Raw genomic sequence first — 17,414 nt, 5'->3', positions numbered from 1 at the left:
CGCGGCGCTGCGGTCAGGCTCAATCCGCCTTCTCGCTGGCAGCGGCTTTGCGGCGACCACGCTTAGGCGCGGGCTGCTCCGCCTCCGCAGGCGCCGGTGCAGCCGGCGCGTCCTTCGGCTTCCGGCCGAGACCGATCTTCTTGGCCATCGACCGCCGCGCCTCGCTGTATTCGGGTGCGACCATCGGGTAGTCGGCCTTGAGACCGTATCGCTGACGATACTGATCCGGGGTCAGGCCATGACCGGACAGGTGCCGCCGCAGCGACTTATAAGGCTTGCCATCGATCAGGCTGATGATGGCGTCGGGTCGGGCAAGAGACTTCCTGACGGAAACCGCAGGCGTGAACACCTCCGCCGGCTCTGTCGGCTCGCTGGCCGGGCTTCCGAGCGCGGTCACCGCCTCGTGCATCGACTGGAGGAACGCAGGCACCTGGCTCTGGTCGGCCCGCGTGTTCGGGTTGGACAGCCAGGCGATCGTCAGCTCGGTCGCGAGCTCGACGACGTTGTTCTGATCGCTCATTCGATCCTCGTCCAATCCAGTTAAGCGGAGCTACCCCGGTAGCGTCGAAGCCCGGTTATACCGAACATCGACGGTGCTTCCAGCGGCAACGGTCTAACGGATGATCAGGTCCGGAACAGTAGACGGCCGATGCGCCGGCTTCGCTCGTAACCGCCGATCACAGCCGCAAAAAGCTGCATTAGTATGCAAGGTTAACAGTATGGGGCCGACACTATATCCTATACAACGGCGATAGCTACATTGACCTCGTCCTGCGGAGTTCAAGCGATGGACAACATATTCTCTGTATCCCTGGTCGTTGTCACCTTCAGTTTAGGGGCTTGGTCCGCTGGGATATACCGGCAGGAACCGGCGATGATCACCGGCGGGATCGGTATTGTTGGGATGTTGGTGTCTCTGCTCGCCTGTGTTAGCGCCGATGCAAAACTGACCCGGTCGCCGACTGAAATCTGACCCAGGCTAGGGTCCTCGCGCGGATGCGGAGGGCTCGGATGGTTGGGGAGCAGATGGCGGTGGAGATCCGGGTATTGGCCAAGCACGGCAAGGGAGTGCGCGAGATCGCGCGGGAGCTGGGGGTGTCGCGCAACACGGTGCGACGCTACCTGCGTGAGCCGGAGGCGGCGCGGTACAGCGCGCGTCCGCCGCAGGCGAGCAAGCTCGATCCGCACAAGCGCTACATCGTCGAGCGTGTGACCGCTGCGGCGCCGGACGTCATCCCGGCGAGCGTGCTCCTCGCCGAGTGCCGGGCGCGGGGCTATGCCGGCGGGTATACGATGGTGAAGGTGTTCGTTGCGGGGTTGAAGGCGTCGCCGACGCCGGGGCCGGCGGTACGCTTCGAGACGGAGCCGGGCGAGCAGGCGCAGGTGGACTGGGCGACCATCCGGCGCGGTCCCGACCGGCTGTCGGTGTTCGTGGCGACACTCGGCTGGAGCCGGGCGGCGTACGTGGAGTTCGTGACCGACGAGCGGGTCGAGACGCTCATCGCCTGCCACGAGCATGCCTTTCTCGCCTTCGGCGGGGTGCCGCGCGAGGTGCTGTACGACAACGCAAAGACGGTGGTGGTCGAGCGCGACGCTTATGGTCGCGGCCGTCACCGCTTCCATCCGGCGCTTCTCGACTTTGCCGGCGGGTGCGGGTTCCGACCGAGGCTGTGCCAGCCTTATCGTCCCCAGACGAAGGGCAAGGTGGAGCGGTTCATCCGCTATCTGCGGGGCAGCTTCTGGGTCCCGCTCGCCAGCCGCTTCGCGCAGGACGGCCTGGTGGTCGACCGTGACGCGGCCAATGTCGCCGCGAAGCGCTGGCTGCGCGAGGTCGCCAACGCCCGGGTACACGCGACCACCGGCGAGATCCCGGCCGAGCGCCTGGAGGAGGAGCGAGGCGCTCTCCAGCCGGTGCCCGCACCCTACGCAGGACGGATCATGCGACGGCCGGAGCGCAGGGCGTCGCCGGCGCCGCGACCGCTGGTCGGCATGCAGCACCCGCTGTCCACCTACGAGATGCTGGTCGGAGCGAGCCTGTGAGCGACCTCCAGCACGACCGCATCGAGGCGCTGTGCGCCGAGCTGAAGCTGGTCGCGGTGCCGGGCCTGTACGGCGCGACCGCGCAGGGCGCGGCCGCACGGCAGGCGTCCTTCAGCGACTTCCTCGAGGATACGCTCAGAGGCGAGGTCGACACCCGCCGACAGCGCAACCGCGAGATGCAGGCGCGGGTCGCCGGCTTTCCGGTCATCAAGACCCTGGAGCAATACGACTTCGGCTTCGCCACCGGCGCGCCGCGCCAGCTCATCACCGAACTCGCCAGCCTCGCCTTCGTGGAGCGCGCCGAGAACGTCGTCCTGCTCGGACCATCGGGGGTCGGCAAGACGCACCTGGCCATCGCGCTGGGCTACCTGGCGACCCAGCGCGGGTGGAAGGTGCGATTCACGACCGCGGCCGACTTGGTCGTGCTGCTGGCGGCGGCTCAGCGCCAGGGGCGCTGGAAGGAGGCGCTGCACCGGCTGGTGAACGTCCACAAGCTCCTCATCATCGACGAGATCGGCTACCTGCCAATGGACCGGGAGCAGGCGAACCTGTTTTTCCAGGTGATCGCCAAGCGCTACGAGCGCGGCTCGGTGATCCTCACCTCCAACCTAACCTTCGGGAGCTGGGACCAGGCGTTTGCGGGCGAGGCGGTGCTCACCGCCGCCATGCTCGACCGGCTGCTCCATCATTCGACCGTCGTCCAGATCTCGGGCGAGAGCTACCGACTGAAGGACAAGCGCCGCGCTGGCCTGGTCGCCCGGCCGAAGGAAAAGGGGTGACGAGAGACGCTGCCCGGGGGTGGGGCTCGCCCCACCCCCGGGCAAGAAGGTGGGTCAGTTTTCAACCGGCGACCCAGGCTCAAGTGGGTCAGTTTTCAACCGGCGTTGACAACACCGGCAGATACGCGTTGTAGCCTTGATTGAGCGCCACGGTGATGAGGGCGTTGCGGTTCACCACCTCGACGGCGTCACTGGTCAGCTTCATCGTTCTCCCTACCGCCGGTCGCCTGACAGTCCCGCTCGAACGTGGCAGAACCTCGCGCATGTGCAACCGCTTGTGTGATTGCGGTCCCCGCCACAAGCGAAAAGCCCTCGGCTACTGAGTTGCGCTTACGGACCGTCCGTGGTTCTTCGGATGCAGAGATCGCTCAGCTTGCCCGCTGCGTCAAACATCCAGAGCGCTTCGACAGATGTTGTGAGAATGCCGTACTCAGCCACCACAGTGTTCGTGCTTACTCCACCTTGGTATTGGCATCCGCCGTCAAAGTAGTGGCTTGTTCCCTTCGGGAGCTGACGATCATCGTGATTTAACACTCGCCACCCACGTGCTGCAACGACGCGCCGCAGATCGCCGGTTGTTGAGCCCGTTGGCAGAATCTTTAACAACCTCGCCTTGGTGGCAGCATCGCCGCCCCATACCACGGGTGGGCCGCAACTCGACAAAGGAAGCACAAGGAGGCCTATAGCCAGAAGCCGGTTCATCCGTCGAAGGTAGCCAATTACGTGAGCCGGCCGCAACAGCACAGCAGGCGAGGCGCGATGGTGCAGTATGCCTCACCGCGCGAGAAGATTAGTGGACATGACCGAGGTTCGAGCTTGTGTCCGAGGTCGGCGCTGAGCCGCCTCACCATGGGTCGTTCGATCGCTGATCGAGGGCTGCTATCTACCTTGGACGGGCTCTGGTGGCACTCCGGTTACAGCGCAGTCGCCTCGACCTCGTTCTCTCGGGCTGCCCCCGCCGTGCGGCGGAGCTGGTGAAGGTGGTGCGGAGATCAGGCTGTCATGCGACTGCTTCCTCACGCGTCCACCGGAACTCGGTCCCGTCGGCCCAGATGCGGTGCATGACAATCGCCAGCTTGCGCGCTACCGCGACGATCGCCCTACGTAGTCCGCGGCGCTTCGCGACGGCCATGCCCCACGCCTTCAGCGTCGACCACCGTTTCGACCGCGTCAGCAGCGCCAGCGATGCCTGGTAGAGCGTCGTACGCATCAGGGCATCGCCAGTCTTGGAGATGGAGCCGTTCCGATCCGTCTCGCCGCTGGCGTACTTCCGCGGTGTCATGCCGAGGTGGGCACCGACATCGCGCGAGTGCTGGAAGCGGCTTGGATCATCGATGACGGCGAGGAAGGTGACGGCCGTGACAGCGCCGACGCCCGGAACAGTCATGAGGCGTCGGCAGGTGTCGTCACGGGCGACGGCATCGAGCAGCATCTTGTGCAGCACGGCGCATTGTTCGCGAAGAGCGGTCCGCGCGATGAGCATCGGCCTCACCATGGCCGCGAGGCTTGGTCGATTCTCGACCAGCTCCATGGCGCGCTGCTCGAACTGCCCGGATGCGATCCGGCCTGAGAGCTTGAGGCCGAAGGCGCGGAGCGTGCCGCGCACCTCGTTCTCGATGTCGCCGTACTTGACGAGCAGCGTCTTGCGGTTGGCGAGCAGCATGCGCAGCTCCTGGCCGACCGGGCTCTTGATGTGGACTGGCCGATACCAGCCAACCCGGATGACTTGGGCAATAGCGCGTGCGTCGTTCCGGTCGGTCTTCACCGGCATGGTCTTGGTCAGCGCGCGCAGCCGGCGCGGATCGATGCAGATCATCGGCAGTCCACGTTCGGCCAGCTCGGCGTACAGCCACCGGGCCAAGCCGCCGATCTCCAACCCGACCTTCTCGGGATGAACGTCATGCTCAAGCAGCCAGTCGGCGATGGCGTCGGGCTCGGACGGTGCCGTACCCTCGAACTCGATCGTTCCATCCTCGTCGACCACACAGATCGCCACCTCGGCCAGCGAGACGTCGAGCCCAACATACTGCAACATGGCATTACTCCGCGTCTGCCGGCCCCATGCCGGCCCAGATCACGGTGCGCGTCGAAGAGAGTGAACCGCAATCACCCCATCTACCGCATCTCCGCGAAACAGGCCGCCGTCATGCGCGCGTGTGGATTCGAGCCGCCCTATGCGCCCGACGAGGTGTTCCCGCCAGCGCGCGAGATCTTCCCGACCGGCAAGAAGACGGCCAGACATGGCCCGATCGTGCGCCGGAGCGCGGCCGGCAACCGGCCCCTAGAGATGGTACTGCTCGAATGGGGCTTTCCGACCAAGGTGCCGAGCAAGCGCAACCCGGAAATCAAGCTCGACAAGTACGTCACGAACGCGCGGAACCTTGCCTCGTCCATGTGGAAGCCATCCATCGCGAGCGCTGAGCGCCGCTGCATCGTGCCGTTCACCTGGTTCGCAGAGCCGCATCCTGAAGGTGGCACCGGCGACGATGGCAAGCCGCGGCAGATGTGGTTCGCCCTTCCCGATGAGCCGATCGGCTTCTTCGCCGGCTTATGGCGCCCGACCGAGCGAGGCGAGGCCTATGCCTTCGCCACGACGAACCCCAACGAGTTCGTGAAGCCGTGGCATCCAAAGGCTATGCCGGTGATCCTGCGGCCCTGCGACCTGCTGCAATGGCTCGACGGCAGCGCGGCCGACGCTCTCGCGCTCGTCCAGCCCTACGCCGGCGAGATGGTCCGCCAAGTCGAGACGCCGCCCGACGATCTCATCGAGATAGACGTCTGACACCGGCCAGCTCCGTCACGTCGACCACGGTCGCATGCCGCACCTTCTCACTGCCTTTCAGGTGGCGCACGCGAACGCGCAACCTCGGCTCGATCCACCGAGCGCGCTTCGACCGCGGCATGCCGGAGGGCGGCCGATCGCGCTGCAGCTGCTCGGCGGCGTAGAACAGCTCGCGGCGATCGGCGGGCAGGGTGACAGCGGCGCCACCCGCGTATTCGAGCCCGTCCTCCGTTTCACGCGCCAGTAGCGCCGAGACCGGCTCCCCCGGCGTCGCCTCGGTGCCGACCACCAGGTACTCGGCTTCGGTCCACGCCTTAGTCTTCAACCACGTCTTTGCCCGACCGCTCGCGTAGCGGGTGCCGCGCTTCTTCGACACGATGCCCTCGAGTCCCATGGCATCGACAGCGTCAAAGAACTGCACGCCGCCCCCGCGCACGTCGGCGCTGAAATGGATAGGAATCGCCGGATCGAACCCGCCCAGCAGCTCCTCGAGGCGCTCACGCCGCTGCTCGACAGCGAACGGGCGCAGGTCTCGCCCATCGAGATGCAACAGATCGAAGGCCATGAACACGAGGCGCTCGGGGCTGCGGCCGATCGCGGTTCGGAGCGCGGGGAAATCCGAGCGCCCTTCCTCGTCCTGAACGATGATCTCGCCGTCGATGATCGCGCGACGGCACCCCAGCAGCTCGGCCGCGCCCAGCAGCGGCGCATATTTGGCGCTCCAGTCGTGGCCGTTACGCGTGAACGCACGCCGGGCTGCGCCATCGATCACGATCTGAGTCCGGTAGCCGTCGTATTTCACCTCATGCAGCCAATCGTCGCCGGCAGGGGGCACGTCGACGAGCGTCGGCAACATCGGTTCGACAAAGGTGAGGGGATGCCCGCCCAGCGATCCGTGCCGGATCGGCTCGTGCCCGGGCTGATCATGGTGGAGCACGTCGCCCAGGTTGCGGCAATCGAGCGCCTGACCGCACGCCGGACAGTCCATGAAGTGCATCGCCTCCGGCAGGTCCGGCGCGACCACTGGAAGGGCGTTGAGCTCTTCCCGGCTCGGAGAAGGATTGAAGCGCTTCACTTGACGGAATCGCTCGCCCGCCGGACTCGTTCCCGCGCCTACGCGCGCACCACAGGCACGTCGGAGATCCGCGTCGTGTACGCCGGCGACTTCGCGGCCGCCCGCATCCGCCACTCCCGCTTGAACCCTTGGGTGCCCGGAACGGCGGTAAAGCGACCGAACTTGCCGTTAATATCGTCCAGTGCCGCCATCAGCCGCTCGCGCCGCCCTGTGTCGGCCTCGTCCTCAAACAGCGTGCGCGGGCGCAGCTCGGCCGAGACGAGATCCTCCAACATCACGCCCGCCTTGGTGTAGGCGTAGCCATCGCGCCAGGCATGCTCAGCACCTTTCCGCGCGACACGGACCAGCTCGAGCCCGTCGGCCGTCATAGGATGGAGGGTCAGCGTCCTCGACGCGCCATATTGAGGCCGATCGGCGAAGCGGTTGGTGTGGAACAGGACCGAGAGTCGACCAGCGACCAACCCATGCGACCGCAGCTTCTCGCCGGCGCGCATCGCATACTGAGCGATCGCGCCCATTAGTACTTCGAAGTCCGTGACCGGCCGGCCAAAGGATCGCGTCACCGCCATCCCCTTCCGCTGGGGCTCGATCGTCTCGACCACTGCGGCCGGCACGCCGCGCAGCTCAGCCACCAGGCGCTCCAAGACGACCGTCCCCATGCTCCTTGCTTGCTTAACGGGCATGTCGCGAAGCGCGGCTGCGGTGTGGATGCCGAGATCCTTCACCTTGCGCGCCGTCGCGCTGCCCACGCCCCAGACGTCCTCGACCGGAAACCGCTCGAGCACCCAGTCGCGGATCGGCTCGTCGCGGAGGTCGGCGACACCGTCGAACAGCGGGTTCTTTTTGGCAGCCGCATTGCCGAGCTTCGCTAGCGTTTTCGTCGGACCGATGCCCACGCAGGTCGGGATGGTGGTCCACTGCAGCACCTGAGCGCGCATCGCCTGCGCGTGCGCCACAAGATCGCGATCCTCGAAGCCCCCAAGATCCAAAAAGCTCTCGTCGATACTATACACCTCTATGTCGCGGGCGAACGGCTCGACCGCTGCAAGCACCCGGCGCTGCATGTCGCCGTAGAGCGTGTAGTTGGACGAAAGCACATGAATACCATGCGCTTTGATCCTGTCCTTAATCTTGTGGATGGGATCACCCATCTTGATGCCGAGTGCCTTGGCCTCGTCAGATCGGGCAATAGCACAGCCGTCGTTGTTAGAGGCGACAATCACGGGCACGCCCTTCAATCTTGGATCAAAGGCACGCTCGGCCGAGCAATAATAGGAGTTGCAGTCGATGAGCGCGATCGGCGTGCTCATATATACCGACGCGCGAGCCCGACGACCACGCCCCAGATCTCGACATATTCGTCGACAACCGTGTGCGGATACCCCTCGGCTTCGGGAACTAGCCATAGCCGGTCATCCATCCGCTTCAACCGCTTCAGGGTACGGTCGCCATGCACCAGAGCGACGACGATGTGCCCCGGCCGGGGCGCTTTAGCGCGGCTGACAACGATCAGATCACCATCGTTGATGCCGGCGCCGGTCATGGAGTGACCGTCCACCCGCATCACGTAGCTCGCGGCTGGCTGCTCAATCAGCCATTCGCCCAGGTCAATCGGCTCCTCAAGATCGTCCTGCGCGGGGGAGGGGAAGCCAGCGGGCGTCCGGCAAAGCAGGATACGGACCTCGCGTGGGACCATCTCATAGGGGATCTCTGTCAGGCGAACGGCATACATGAATCGGATCTCGTGCGGGCAATCGACCCGTCATAACGCGCATGAGAACATTTTGTGAACGGGGTAGCTGATCGGACTGGCGCAAAGTAGTGGCTTGCAGCGATCCGCCCCGCATGACATTCTGTCGGGGACCGGAGGCAGCAGCCACGTTCAGGGGACTGTGGGACGAGCCGAAGGCCGTCTGTGCGCGAGCAAAAGCTCACCTCCCAACCGGCGAGAGCCGCGGCGCACCACCTTAACCCTGCAGGGAATAAGGTGATGACCGACGTTCAAATGCATCGAGCCGCCAGCTTTCGTTCTCAGGACGGCCTATGCTTCTACTGCGAGCAGCCGATGTGGCTCCTTCCTTCAGATCTACAGCCGTTCGCGACGAGGTGGGGCCTGACGATAAAGGAAGCCACTCGCCATCGAGCAACGGCGGAACACCTCCGCGCAAAGTGTGACGGAGGCCATGACGATGCCTCCAACATCGCCGCAGCATGCCAATACTGCAACCAACAGCGTCATCGGCGAGGCGGCCTCTCCGCTCGCTCGCCGGAAGCGCATCGAGCGCACGTTCAGCGCCGACGCGACCGACGCACCTGGCATAGCTTTTGGCCGCTTCACCGTCGTATCACTCGCGGCACTTCACCCGAGGCAGGGTCGGTGGTTCGACCATGCGCCAGCCGAAATCAGCACCGATCGTAAGAGAGTTCGCGAGCGGCACTTTGCCTCTCCGGTGAAGTGCCGCGAGCGGTCAAAGTTCATTCGGGGACATCGTGCAGGATTCACTTGTCGAGTCGTCTGTGCTCTTAATGTTCCATGTTTCAGCCCGACCTCTTCTCCCTCGAGGAGCGCGCTAGGCCGGTCGAGCCGGAGATGCAGAAGCGTCCGCTCGATCTGCCGGCGATCCTTGAACGATTGACCGTCGTCTGCGAGCGGCCGCGCTACAGCTTCATGGTCCTGAACTTAATCGCCCAAGCGAGCGCGCAGACCGGCTCGGCCGGTCCGTACATCCGGGAGGGAAGCCGCCGCATCCCGGTGCGCGACTGGCTCTGCGATGCGCTGGTGCCGGTTGCGCAGCGCGATCCTCGCAGGCGGGCGATCGCGGAGAAGGTGCGCCAGGAGCTCGAGGCCAAGCGCGCGCTCCCGACCGACCCCGATGCGGCCGATCGGGTCGTTGACGCGCAGGTTCGCAAGCGTGTCCGCCAATCCGGTCGAACGAACGTGAGCCGTGCCGTTTCCGAGCTGGTCAGGGCGGGGTTCGTCCGGCGGCACTATCAGGGCTACCGGGTTGACCATCACAACCGGGGCGCCCAGCGGCAGGCGGTCTACACCATCACCGACGAGGCCCGGCGCGCTCTTCACCCGACGAGATGAAGCGAGGCGCGCTGGACTTCCGGCACCGTTAGCTGAATGGAAAGAGGAGGGGGTCAGTAGCGGTTAGGGCGGAAACACTCCGCCGTGACCTGTTGGCGGCATCGTCGAGCAAACGCTTGGACGCCTGACTTAGTTTTAGAGCGGCAGCGCGCGCGATCCTCTTATCCGGGCAACGCTGAATCATCTTCCAAGACACCATGGTCTTGAAGGCGTAGCTGGTCGCCTGATCGATCGTGGTCCGCTTGCCGTGCTGCTCAAACATCCGCCGATGGACCTCTCCTGCCGAGCAAGTCTCCTGCAGGCGAAGCAGCCGCCCCACGTTCTCCACCACCTGTCGGAAATAAGGGTATGCGCTGATCGCAACCGCTTCATAGGCGGCTGTTCGGGCGGCTTCGTCACTCGTCTCAACGCTTGCCGCCTGCAGGGCAAGCTCGCGTGCGCCCTGATCGTCGGGAAACCACATGCGGTTGATTATGCCGAGGGTCTTGCGCTGCACCTGGACGCCGGGAATGTCGGCGGCGAGGCGAGCGTGCAAGCCTTCAGCCTGCATCTCGCCACGGACGACGGACGCGGCCAACTCCATCCATTCGGCAGCGACGAAGCGATCCATGCCGATCCGGGGTGGTGCGGTACTCACGTCTTTTCCTTCCTCGAGATCCTGACGAACGGGACGATGACCTCCTCCAGGGATGTGCCCCCGTGCACGACGGCTCGGCGACCGTCAGGGATGAACGCCCGCCCATGCGGGGCGAACAGCGGTTTATAGCTGTCGGGCAGACCACCGGGCTGCAGAATCCGGCTGCCGACGATCGTGGCGAGCGACTTCTGCCGCAGCGCCTCGCTGTCGTATATGCGGGCACGCTCGCCACGCTCCTCCGCGGCGCTGCCTTCCGACGGACGGCCGATACCGACCACGTCCACGTTGCCGTGATCCGCGGTGACGTAAATCCGGTAGCCGGCGTCGATCAGCGAGGAGACGAGCCGATCCCATTCGCCGAGCCCGAGCCAGTGCTCGATGCGACCGACTAGCGCCTGCTTGCCGAACAGTTCGCCGTGCAGGAGCTCGTCGACCGTGTCCACCACGAGCCCGATGACCTCGACACTACTAGCGATCGGGCCGGAGATGACTCCGTCGCAGGAGCCCGGGTGACCAAGCCCCTTGGCATAGGACACCTGGTTCTCGGCGAGCCCCTCGTTTACCCAGAAGCGCCGCCATGCGGCGGGTTCGGGCGAGGTGCTGCCGATCGTCTTTGCGAATGCCCGTGGTTGGTCGCCGGTGAAGATCGCCTGGCGCGAGACCCCGGTCACCGTCGGAAGCCAGGCGAAGCATGATCGGGTGTCGACGAGGACGTCCGGCCGGTTGGCGCGAAGGCGACGCTCCAGGATGAGCCACTGGTCGAGCGCGATGCCGTCAACGACGATCAGCGCCTGCCTCCGCTCACCGGCGCGGCGACGATGCGCCATGTGCGGCGCGATCTGGTGCACGATGGAGGGAGCGGTGGCGTAGCTGTTGAAGCTCAGGCCGTCGAAGCCGCTTTCCAACCAGTCGAACAGCGCGGCGTCGATGGCTGGCGCGATTCCGACCACCGGGTCCGGATCGGCGGCGTCGGCGGCCAGGCTCCGTGCGGCGTCGACGATCTCGGCGTGTCGTTCCGCGAACCGCAGCCAGTCGCCGTGCGTGGCGCCGTCCTTCGGGATGTCCTGTCGCAGCAGGTCGATGCGCTGCGCGGCCAGGGCGCGAGCTGCCTCATCGTCCCGCACCATACCGACGAGCATCCAGCCCGGGGTGGAGGGCGGTATCAGGTCGACCTTTGCGGGCGCTACGATGCCATCCAGCACCATGCTGTCTAGGTTCACGCGGATGCCGGGCAGCGCGAAGGGGATTACGTGCGCCGGCGGCTCTTCGCCATGTGCCGATGCTCGTGCGAACAGGTTCCAGTCCCGCTGGACGCGGTCGATGAAGGTCGCCCGGTCGGAAAGGATTGATGCCGCCACCTCGACCGACATTCCGTCAGGACGGCAGGCCCGCTCGGCCACATGCCAGGCAATGGGATGCGGTAGGGGCGAGCCGCGGAAGAAGAGGTCGAACGCCTGCTCCCAGAGATCGGTGGGGCGGCGGAGCAGGTCCGGCACGACGCGGTAGAGGTTGGCCGCCAGGAAGTCCTTCGTCGCGACCGTGCTCATCGCCGGCATGCTCGGCCTGGACGCCGTGACCTGCCATAGATCGTCGTAGCGTTCGGACCCGACCGCGCGCACTGCGTTCGCGTCCATTGCGCCGAACAGCTCCGGGATCGACAGCGAATGGACGCGCGCCTCGTTAAGTACGTCCCATGGCACGGTGGTGCCAGCATCGCCACGGACGTGGACGATGTAGGCGCCGCCTTCAGGCGCATCGCGCATCTCGGTCTCGTAGCGATACCGGAAGGCGAGCGGGTCCCGATAGCTGACGAGCTCGAATCCCCTCTGTGCGAGGATCGGAGCGATCGTGGGAGCGAGCAGGATCTCGTCGGGATCGCTAACGACCCACAGGTGAGCGAACTCGCGCTGAAATGGAGCCGTGACGTGCTCGGACAGGGCCGTCATGCCGATCGCACCTCGACGATGGTGACTGGCTCAAGGCTCGGCATCATCGCCGCCGCTTCCTGCAGCTCACGGACGCGACGCTCGTGCTCCTCTTCGAGGCGGCCCAGCCGGGCGCGTCTGACGTTCTCGAGCCCGATCCGGCCTATCGCGCGTCGGCGGGCGTCAAAAGCCGCGGCTACGCGCTGGCGTTCCTGTTCCAGCTGCTGGAGGTGTCCGTCGCGAAGCTCCAGGTAGATCGGCTCGGCCTGCGCCTCGGCGAACCCTTCCAGGTCCGCTGCCGCACAGGTGGCGTAGTCGCCGGCTGTCGCGAGTTCGCCTGTGACGATCATGTCCCACAGCCTGCGCGCCGTGGGAGCGAAGGCTCGCCCGTTCTGCACGAAGAGTGGCATGTAGCGCTGCTCGTCACCCCGGACGGTGGCCATTCGAATCCGCCATAGCGACCAGACGCCCTCCACACCGGCCGGCAGCTGCGGCATCGACACGCGCGGGATCGGGCGACCAGGCGGCTCTGCGGGAAGGTCGTCGATCACGCCGCGGACGGCATCGTTGTCGAGGGTCACCGGCGAACCCCCGCTCGTTAGTGCGGTGCGAAGGTCGGCCGACGTGATCTCCACCTTGGCGAGGTCGGAGAGCGCGTCTCGGATCCCGGCCACGATCTCCCCGTCGAGGGGCTCCGGCAGGTCGCCGCCCGCCGCGAACGCCTTGATGCGGTCGCGCACCTTTGCATCGACCAGCTGAAGACCTTCGGCAAGAGTGATAGGATCGTCGAGCTCCTCGCGCAGCCTAGTGGTCCACGCGGCCAGCAGGTTGTCGAGCCTGTCGTCGAGCGTCGCCAAGACCGACGACGCTGGTGCCGTCAACGGAAGCTGGTCGGCCTTGGGCGTGTAGGAGCAGTGCGGGCACGTCGCCCGCGCCGCCAGCTCGCTCTCGACAAGCCCCGAGCAGGTCTTCAGGTCGGCCAGCGTGTTGCGAAAGCTCTCCAGTTCGTTGCCAGGAAGGATGGGCACGCGGGTGAGCTGCTCGAGGGTCTTGAGCCGCTGATCGTTCATCAACGTCCCCTTGGTCTTGCTCTCCGTGACGCCGAGGCGAGCCTTCGCGTGCAGCGACATGTAGTGGGTGACGTAATCCTTCTTGAGCGTGGCGAGGCGCGTGCGGACCCCGGTCATAGCTGCAGCGTCCAGCACATCGCTCAGCTGGCCGGCGATCTCGTGCCGAGCCTTCCGGGCCTTCTCGAGCCAGGGATCGTCATCTCGAAGGACGATCTCGGTCTGCTGCAGATAGGTGGCGTCCTTCGCGACGCCTTCGATCTGGCCGACCAGCGATGCGACGCGGCGGTAGCCGGCGAAGTCGTCGGCACGCGCGGCGATCTCGGCAGGCGTGGTCCTCAGGTTCTTCAGCTTGGCAGGGCTGTTGTAGGCGGTGTGGGACTCGGCGAACTTCCTTGCGGCATCGATCCGCGTCCTCCCGTCCTGAACCTGCTCCGGCGAAATGACCGAGGCACCCCAGAAGGAAAGCGAGCTCTCGAGACCCGTTCCCAAGGTGAGCGTGCTGGCGATGACCTTCTCCAGCGCGTCCTGGAGATTGCGGACCGCGGCGTCGTCGCCCTTGGCCGCCGCCTGTGCCTGGCCGGCCGGCAGCCCGAACAGCTCGTAGAGGTCGCGCAGGACCGCCACGTTGACGTCCTTCGGCGCCTCGACGTGCTTGAACGCCGCCAGTTCCTCGACGAGCGATGCCGAGCCGTCCCCGAGGTTCGACGAGTCGATCTTCCTGCCGGCGACGGACACGACCACATCGCCCGAATGGACCAGCGCCGCCAGGACCACGGCGACGAGGTCGGGCTCTAGTCCGAAGCGGCCCGGCGCGAACGACTCCGCCATGGAGGTCGCCTCGAAGATCTCCCCGCGGTTGAGCACCTGACCGGCGCCCTTCGCGGCGAGACGCGCGGTGATCTCCTGGGCGTAGGGGGAATGGCGCGGATCGAGCTTGTCGCCGTCGAGCAGCTTCAGCGCGTCGAGGATCATGACGGCGTCCTTCGGCCGCGCCGGGCCGGACAGCGCCTTCACGGCGGTCGTGCAGAGCATCCGGCGGTTGGCGTCGGTCACGATCGTGCCGAAGGACGGGTATTCCGGATACTGCTCGGCGAAGTGCGGCGCGAGCAGGAAGCCTGTCGACGCGTTGATGTACTCGCGGAAGTTGACGGTTTCGTCGCCCTTGATGCCGGCGCGCTCGCGTACCGAGAAGCCCTTCGCCCATTCGCCGAGCGTGCGGGTCTTGCCCCGATAGGTGACGTTGAAGGCGGTAGTCTGCTGGTCGCGCAGCCACTTGCGCATGCTCTTGAGCGCGTCCTCAGCCTTGTTGGTGTAGACGGTCTTGGCGTTGCCGCTGTTGAGCCCGGCTAACGCCGATGCCGACGAGAAGCGCCGCAGGATCGCGGTCAGCGCCTCGTCCTTGCTGGCCAGGCGCAGGAACACCTCGTCGGATTTCTCCTCGTCCTTGAACTTCGGCGGGTCGTAGGGCTGGACGAAGTAGAGGTAGAAGTCGCGTGCCGGATAGGCGGTCGGCCGGTCGTTTGGCGAGCCGAAGAACAGGTAGCCGTCGCGGTGGACCCGGCGCTCGAACCATTCCAGCGGATACTGCCAGATCTTGTGGCCCGGCAGGTGCGTCGCCTCGTCGGTCCGCTCCATCAGGTGAGCGATGGCCTGGTAATAGGCGTTGTCGAGATCCTCGTCGTCGAGGCTCTCGCCGCGCTTGTCGATCTCGGCGTCGTAGTCGACGTCCTTGGCGACATCGAGGAAGACCTGGTCGCTGCCCGTCGCCCGCGTGATGAACTGCCCGTTCACGGCCTTCATGATGTCGCCGATGGTGGCGTCAATGAAGGTGAGCAGATCCTGCGCCGGCTCGTCCGAGGGGAAGTCGGCCGCCATGGGGTTCATCAGCAGGAGCTGGTCCCGGAGCTCGGCGGAGGTCGGACCCATCGGCACGTGGATGTCGGGGGTGGTCAGGCGCTGGATCGCCAGACCGTCGATGATCCGGTGCGCGGTCGGGCGGCTCAGCGCCTTTCCCTTCGGGAACGCCGTCTCGACCTTCTCCTGCAAAGTTTCGGCGATACGAACGACGTCGCGGACGCCGGCTTGCGCGCGGAATGCGGGGTTGGTGCGCACGTCGGTCCAGAAGCTGTCGTAGGTGATGACGCCGGGTCCGTCGGTCGGCACGTCCTGATCCAGCATCCTCCTCATCGTCCCCGACAGCGTCGACAGCGCGTTCCGGTTCTCGGCGAACTCGATCCGCTCGAAGATAGCGAGGTAGTCGGGGTGGACCGGGAAGAGCCGGACGAACTGGTCGAGCTTGTCGCCCATGCTGCCATAGAACTTGGCGAATGGCTCCAGGTGCTTGCGGATCGCCTCGCGCTGATGCTCGTCCTTGCGGAGCAGCCGCTCGGCCACCACGAAGCCGATGTCCTGGCGGTCGATCAGCACCTGCTGGAAGCGATCCTTCACGCGCCTCAGGCTGTCCGCGGTGGAGGCGAACCGGGCGCTGTCGAAGATTGCCTCCTGAACGCCGCCGACGAAGCGGAAGCGGGTGTTCTTCGCGATCTCGCCGATCTCGCGCAGGAAGGACAGGTCGTGGACGAGCTCGGTGTCCTTGCGGGAGCGCAGATAGTCGAGCATCTCGTCGACGACGACGAGCAAGCCCTGGCCGGGGAACCTCTGCTCGAAGGCGTCCATCATCTCGATGAGCGCGGTCTTGTTCTGGGTGACCTTATCCTCGGGCGGGAACTTGAACGTGACGCCCCTGGCCGCGAGGAAGCCCGCAAGCTCCTGCACCAGGATGTCGCGCAGCGACATGCGGCTGGAGATCTCGATGCGCAGCACCTGGAATTGTCCGCCGATCGCGGCGGCGGCGGCGCGCACCTTCTCGTTGCGGACCTCCGGCACCACCTCGGCGTCCTCGGCGACGGTGGAGATCACCGACATCAGGTGCGACTTGCCGGTGCCGTAGTTGCCGACGACCAGGATCCCCTTGTGGTCGACCGCGGGATCGAAGCCGAGCTGGGGGAAGATCACGTCGGCGATGCGGTCGGCCATCGCATCCGAGATGACGTAGCTGGCGACCAGACGACGGCCCTCATCCGCCTTGTTGGCGTCGAGCAGCTGGATGACCGATTCGATCGGCTCGAACTTGACGAGATCGCTGTACTTCATCGGTATGTGCCTTCGTTGGTCGACAGGTCGAGGACGAGCGCGCGTGTCGCGTCCTCGTCGAGACATTCGGGATGGTCGGGATCGGCGTAGCGGAGACGGCCCTGGTCGAGGCGGCCCGGCCAGGAGGCGCAGACCGCACACCGCCGGGCGATGCGGCAGAGCACGTCGGTGGCGTTGGTCCTGAGCTGCGGCAGCATCAGGATCTGGATGCGGTCGAGCAGGAGGATGGGGGACGCCGGCTCCATCGCGGCGATGATCGCGCCCACGTCCGCCCGTGTGCCGGCCGAGTCGATCAGCGCCTGCGCGAGCGCGACGTTCAGGTTGATCGGCAGCACGCCGACGAGCTCGGACAGCGCTTCGAGCGTGACGCGCCGGTCGTCATAGTCGCCGACGAGTAGCACCGGCTTCCCGCCGGACATGCCCGTGGCGTCCAGCAGGCGCTTGGCGTCCCGCGCTGCTGCTCGATGGTCGATCATGACGGCTCACCGGTGAGCTTAAGCCGTTCGAGTACGACCTTCTCCAGTCCGCCGAGCGACTCGCGCTTGCGGACCACGATGGCAAGCAGGCGGAGACCCAGATCCTCGGGGCACGGGTTGGCGGCCGAGATCCAGTAGCGCACGGCGCGATCGGACACGCCGAGGTCGCCGGCGATGGGCGCCTGCCATCGCTCGCCGTAGAGCGCTTCTCCGACCAGGCGGAGCAGTTCGAGATGGCCATTTTGCCCCATGCTTCCGGGGTTCTAGGAAGTAAGGTGCCCTAGGCCAACAAGAAACTGTGTTGCGAACAGCAGCGACGCAGTGCCGCGCCGATCCAATGTTCGATGCGACTCTCGGCTGAGCGTGCTTATGAAGGACACACAGCA

16 protein-coding genes are annotated in these 17,414 nt (G+C 65.8%); 6 read left to right on the top strand and 10 right to left on the bottom strand.

The features are described from left to right. Positions 1-19: 19 nt before the first annotated feature. The gene (locus AAIO73_RS17665; protein ID WP_345879804.1) at positions 20-520 is read right to left on the bottom strand and encodes a Ros/MucR family transcriptional regulator; all 501 of its coding nucleotides are present in this window, start codon (positions 518-520) and stop codon (positions 20-22) included. 267 nt (positions 521-787) lie between these two features. Here AAIO73_RS17665 and AAIO73_RS17660 point away from each other — a divergent pair, with 267 nt between their 5' ends. From AAIO73_RS17660 to istB, 3 genes are read left to right on the top strand one after another with little or no spacing between them, the layout of a single operon-like run. Next, complete coding sequence (locus AAIO73_RS17660) at positions 788-973, top strand: hypothetical protein (RefSeq protein WP_345879802.1); 186 nt, start codon at positions 788-790, stop codon at positions 971-973. 38 nt (positions 974-1,011) lie between these two features. Further along, positions 1,012-2,040: an IS21 family transposase gene (istA, locus tag AAIO73_RS17655; RefSeq protein ID WP_066759995.1), complete on the top strand. Its 1,029-nt coding sequence runs from the start codon at positions 1,012-1,014 to the stop codon at positions 2,038-2,040. Beyond that, positions 2,037-2,819: an IS21-like element helper ATPase IstB gene (gene istB, locus AAIO73_RS17650; protein WP_066759996.1), complete on the top strand. Its 783-nt coding sequence runs from the start codon at positions 2,037-2,039 to the stop codon at positions 2,817-2,819. Before istA ends, istB begins: the two co-directional genes overlap by 4 nt. 1,000 nt (positions 2,820-3,819) lie before the next feature. On the opposite strand, the gene AAIO73_RS17645 is transcribed toward istB, so the two are convergent. After that, the gene (locus AAIO73_RS17645) at positions 3,820-4,854 is read right to left on the bottom strand and encodes an IS110 family RNA-guided transposase (protein ID WP_345879798.1); all 1,035 of its coding nucleotides are present in this window, start codon (positions 4,852-4,854) and stop codon (positions 3,820-3,822) included. 60 nt (positions 4,855-4,914) lie between these two features. On the opposite strand from AAIO73_RS17645, the gene AAIO73_RS17640 reads away from it, so the two are divergent. Continuing rightward, positions 4,915-5,601, top strand: a complete 687-nt coding sequence (locus tag AAIO73_RS17640; protein ID WP_345879795.1) for an SOS response-associated peptidase family protein — start codon at positions 4,915-4,917, stop codon at positions 5,599-5,601. Here AAIO73_RS17640 and AAIO73_RS17635 read toward each other — a convergent pair. The 3 genes from AAIO73_RS17635 to AAIO73_RS17625 are packed head-to-tail and all read right to left on the bottom strand — an operon-like array spanning position 5,582 to position 8,408. Then, entirely contained in the window at positions 5,582-6,676 is a 1,095-nt protein-coding gene (locus tag AAIO73_RS17635) for an ATP-dependent DNA ligase (protein ID WP_345879792.1), read from the bottom strand. The genes AAIO73_RS17640 and AAIO73_RS17635 overlap by 20 nt on opposite strands. 38 nt (positions 6,677-6,714) lie before the next feature. Beyond that, positions 6,715-7,986 carry a Y-family DNA polymerase gene (locus tag AAIO73_RS17630; protein WP_345879790.1) on the bottom strand — a complete coding sequence of 424 codons (1,272 nt, stop codon included), beginning with the start codon at positions 7,984-7,986 and terminating at the stop codon, positions 6,715-6,717. Further along, on the bottom strand, positions 7,983-8,408 hold the full coding sequence (locus tag AAIO73_RS17625) for a LexA family protein (RefSeq protein WP_345879788.1): 426 nt from the start codon (positions 8,406-8,408) through the stop codon (positions 7,983-7,985). The genes AAIO73_RS17630 and AAIO73_RS17625 overlap by 4 nt, the downstream gene beginning before the upstream one ends. Positions 8,409-8,666: 258 nt before the next feature. Between AAIO73_RS17625 and AAIO73_RS20330 the strand changes: the two genes are divergently transcribed. Then, complete coding sequence (locus AAIO73_RS20330) at positions 8,667-9,095, top strand: HNH endonuclease (protein ID WP_526023823.1); 429 nt, start codon at positions 8,667-8,669, stop codon at positions 9,093-9,095. Between the two features lie 114 nt (positions 9,096-9,209). Beyond that, entirely contained in the window at positions 9,210-9,767 is a 558-nt protein-coding gene (locus AAIO73_RS17620; protein WP_345879786.1) for a hypothetical protein, read from the top strand. A 28-nt stretch (positions 9,768-9,795) separates the two neighbouring features. On the opposite strand, the gene AAIO73_RS17615 is transcribed toward AAIO73_RS17620, so the two are convergent. From AAIO73_RS17615 to AAIO73_RS17595, 5 genes are read right to left on the bottom strand one after another with little or no spacing between them, the layout of a single operon-like run. Continuing rightward, positions 9,796-10,404 carry a hypothetical protein gene (locus AAIO73_RS17615; protein WP_345879785.1) on the bottom strand — a complete coding sequence of 203 codons (609 nt, stop codon included), beginning with the start codon at positions 10,402-10,404 and terminating at the stop codon, positions 9,796-9,798. Next, complete coding sequence (pglZ, locus tag AAIO73_RS17610) at positions 10,401-12,350, bottom strand: BREX-3 system phosphatase PglZ (RefSeq protein WP_345879784.1); 1,950 nt, start codon at positions 12,348-12,350, stop codon at positions 10,401-10,403. The genes AAIO73_RS17615 and pglZ overlap by 4 nt, the downstream gene beginning before the upstream one ends. Further along, positions 12,347-16,552 (bottom strand): DUF6079 family protein, encoded by a 4,206-nt coding sequence (locus tag AAIO73_RS17605; protein ID WP_345879782.1) that lies wholly within the window; start codon positions 16,550-16,552, stop codon positions 12,347-12,349. The genes pglZ and AAIO73_RS17605 overlap by 4 nt, the downstream gene beginning before the upstream one ends. After that, the gene (gene brxF, locus AAIO73_RS17600) at positions 16,549-17,028 is read right to left on the bottom strand and encodes a BREX-3 system P-loop-containing protein BrxF (protein ID WP_345879781.1); all 480 of its coding nucleotides are present in this window, start codon (positions 17,026-17,028) and stop codon (positions 16,549-16,551) included. Before brxF ends, AAIO73_RS17605 begins: the two co-directional genes overlap by 4 nt. Continuing rightward, a complete protein-coding gene (locus tag AAIO73_RS17595; protein ID WP_345879779.1) occupies positions 17,025-17,279 on the bottom strand; it encodes a hypothetical protein in 255 nt (84 codons plus the stop codon). The genes brxF and AAIO73_RS17595 overlap by 4 nt, the downstream gene beginning before the upstream one ends. Positions 17,280-17,414 lie beyond the last annotated feature (135 nt).

It is taken from the genome of Sphingomonas epibiotica, from assembly GCF_039615155.1.
Classification (GTDB): domain Bacteria; phylum Pseudomonadota; class Alphaproteobacteria; order Sphingomonadales; family Sphingomonadaceae; genus Sphingomonas.
The sequence above is the reverse complement of the archived record's forward strand: the minus strand, read 5'-3'. Positions and strand labels throughout refer to the sequence as shown.

Bases quoted from the DNA above. Each gene is read 5' to 3' on its own strand.
- AAIO73_RS17605 (WP_345879782.1), bottom strand. From the start codon at position 16,552: ATGAAGTACAGCGATCTCGTCAAGTTCGAGCCGATCGAATCGGTCATC.
- pglZ (WP_345879784.1), bottom strand. From the start codon at position 12,350: ATGACGGCCCTGTCCGAGCACGTCACGGCTCCATTTCAGCGCGAGTTC.
- AAIO73_RS17595 (WP_345879779.1), bottom strand. From the start codon at position 17,279: ATGGGGCAAAATGGCCATCTCGAACTGCTCCGCCTGGTCGGAGAAGCG.
- AAIO73_RS17625 (WP_345879788.1), bottom strand. From the start codon at position 8,408: ATGTATGCCGTTCGCCTGACAGAGATCCCCTATGAGATGGTCCCACGC.
- AAIO73_RS20330 (WP_526023823.1), top strand. From the start codon at position 8,667: ATGACCGACGTTCAAATGCATCGAGCCGCCAGCTTTCGTTCTCAGGAC.
- AAIO73_RS17620 (WP_345879786.1), top strand. From the start codon at position 9,210: ATGTTTCAGCCCGACCTCTTCTCCCTCGAGGAGCGCGCTAGGCCGGTC.
- AAIO73_RS17630 (WP_345879790.1), bottom strand. From the start codon at position 7,986: ATGAGCACGCCGATCGCGCTCATCGACTGCAACTCCTATTATTGCTCG.
- AAIO73_RS17645 (WP_345879798.1), bottom strand. From the start codon at position 4,854: ATGTTGCAGTATGTTGGGCTCGACGTCTCGCTGGCCGAGGTGGCGATC.
- brxF (WP_345879781.1), bottom strand. From the start codon at position 17,028: ATGATCGACCATCGAGCAGCAGCGCGGGACGCCAAGCGCCTGCTGGAC.
- istA (WP_066759995.1), top strand. From the start codon at position 1,012: ATGGTTGGGGAGCAGATGGCGGTGGAGATCCGGGTATTGGCCAAGCAC.
- AAIO73_RS17660 (WP_345879802.1), top strand. From the start codon at position 788: ATGGACAACATATTCTCTGTATCCCTGGTCGTTGTCACCTTCAGTTTA.
- AAIO73_RS17665 (WP_345879804.1), bottom strand. From the start codon at position 520: ATGAGCGATCAGAACAACGTCGTCGAGCTCGCGACCGAGCTGACGATC.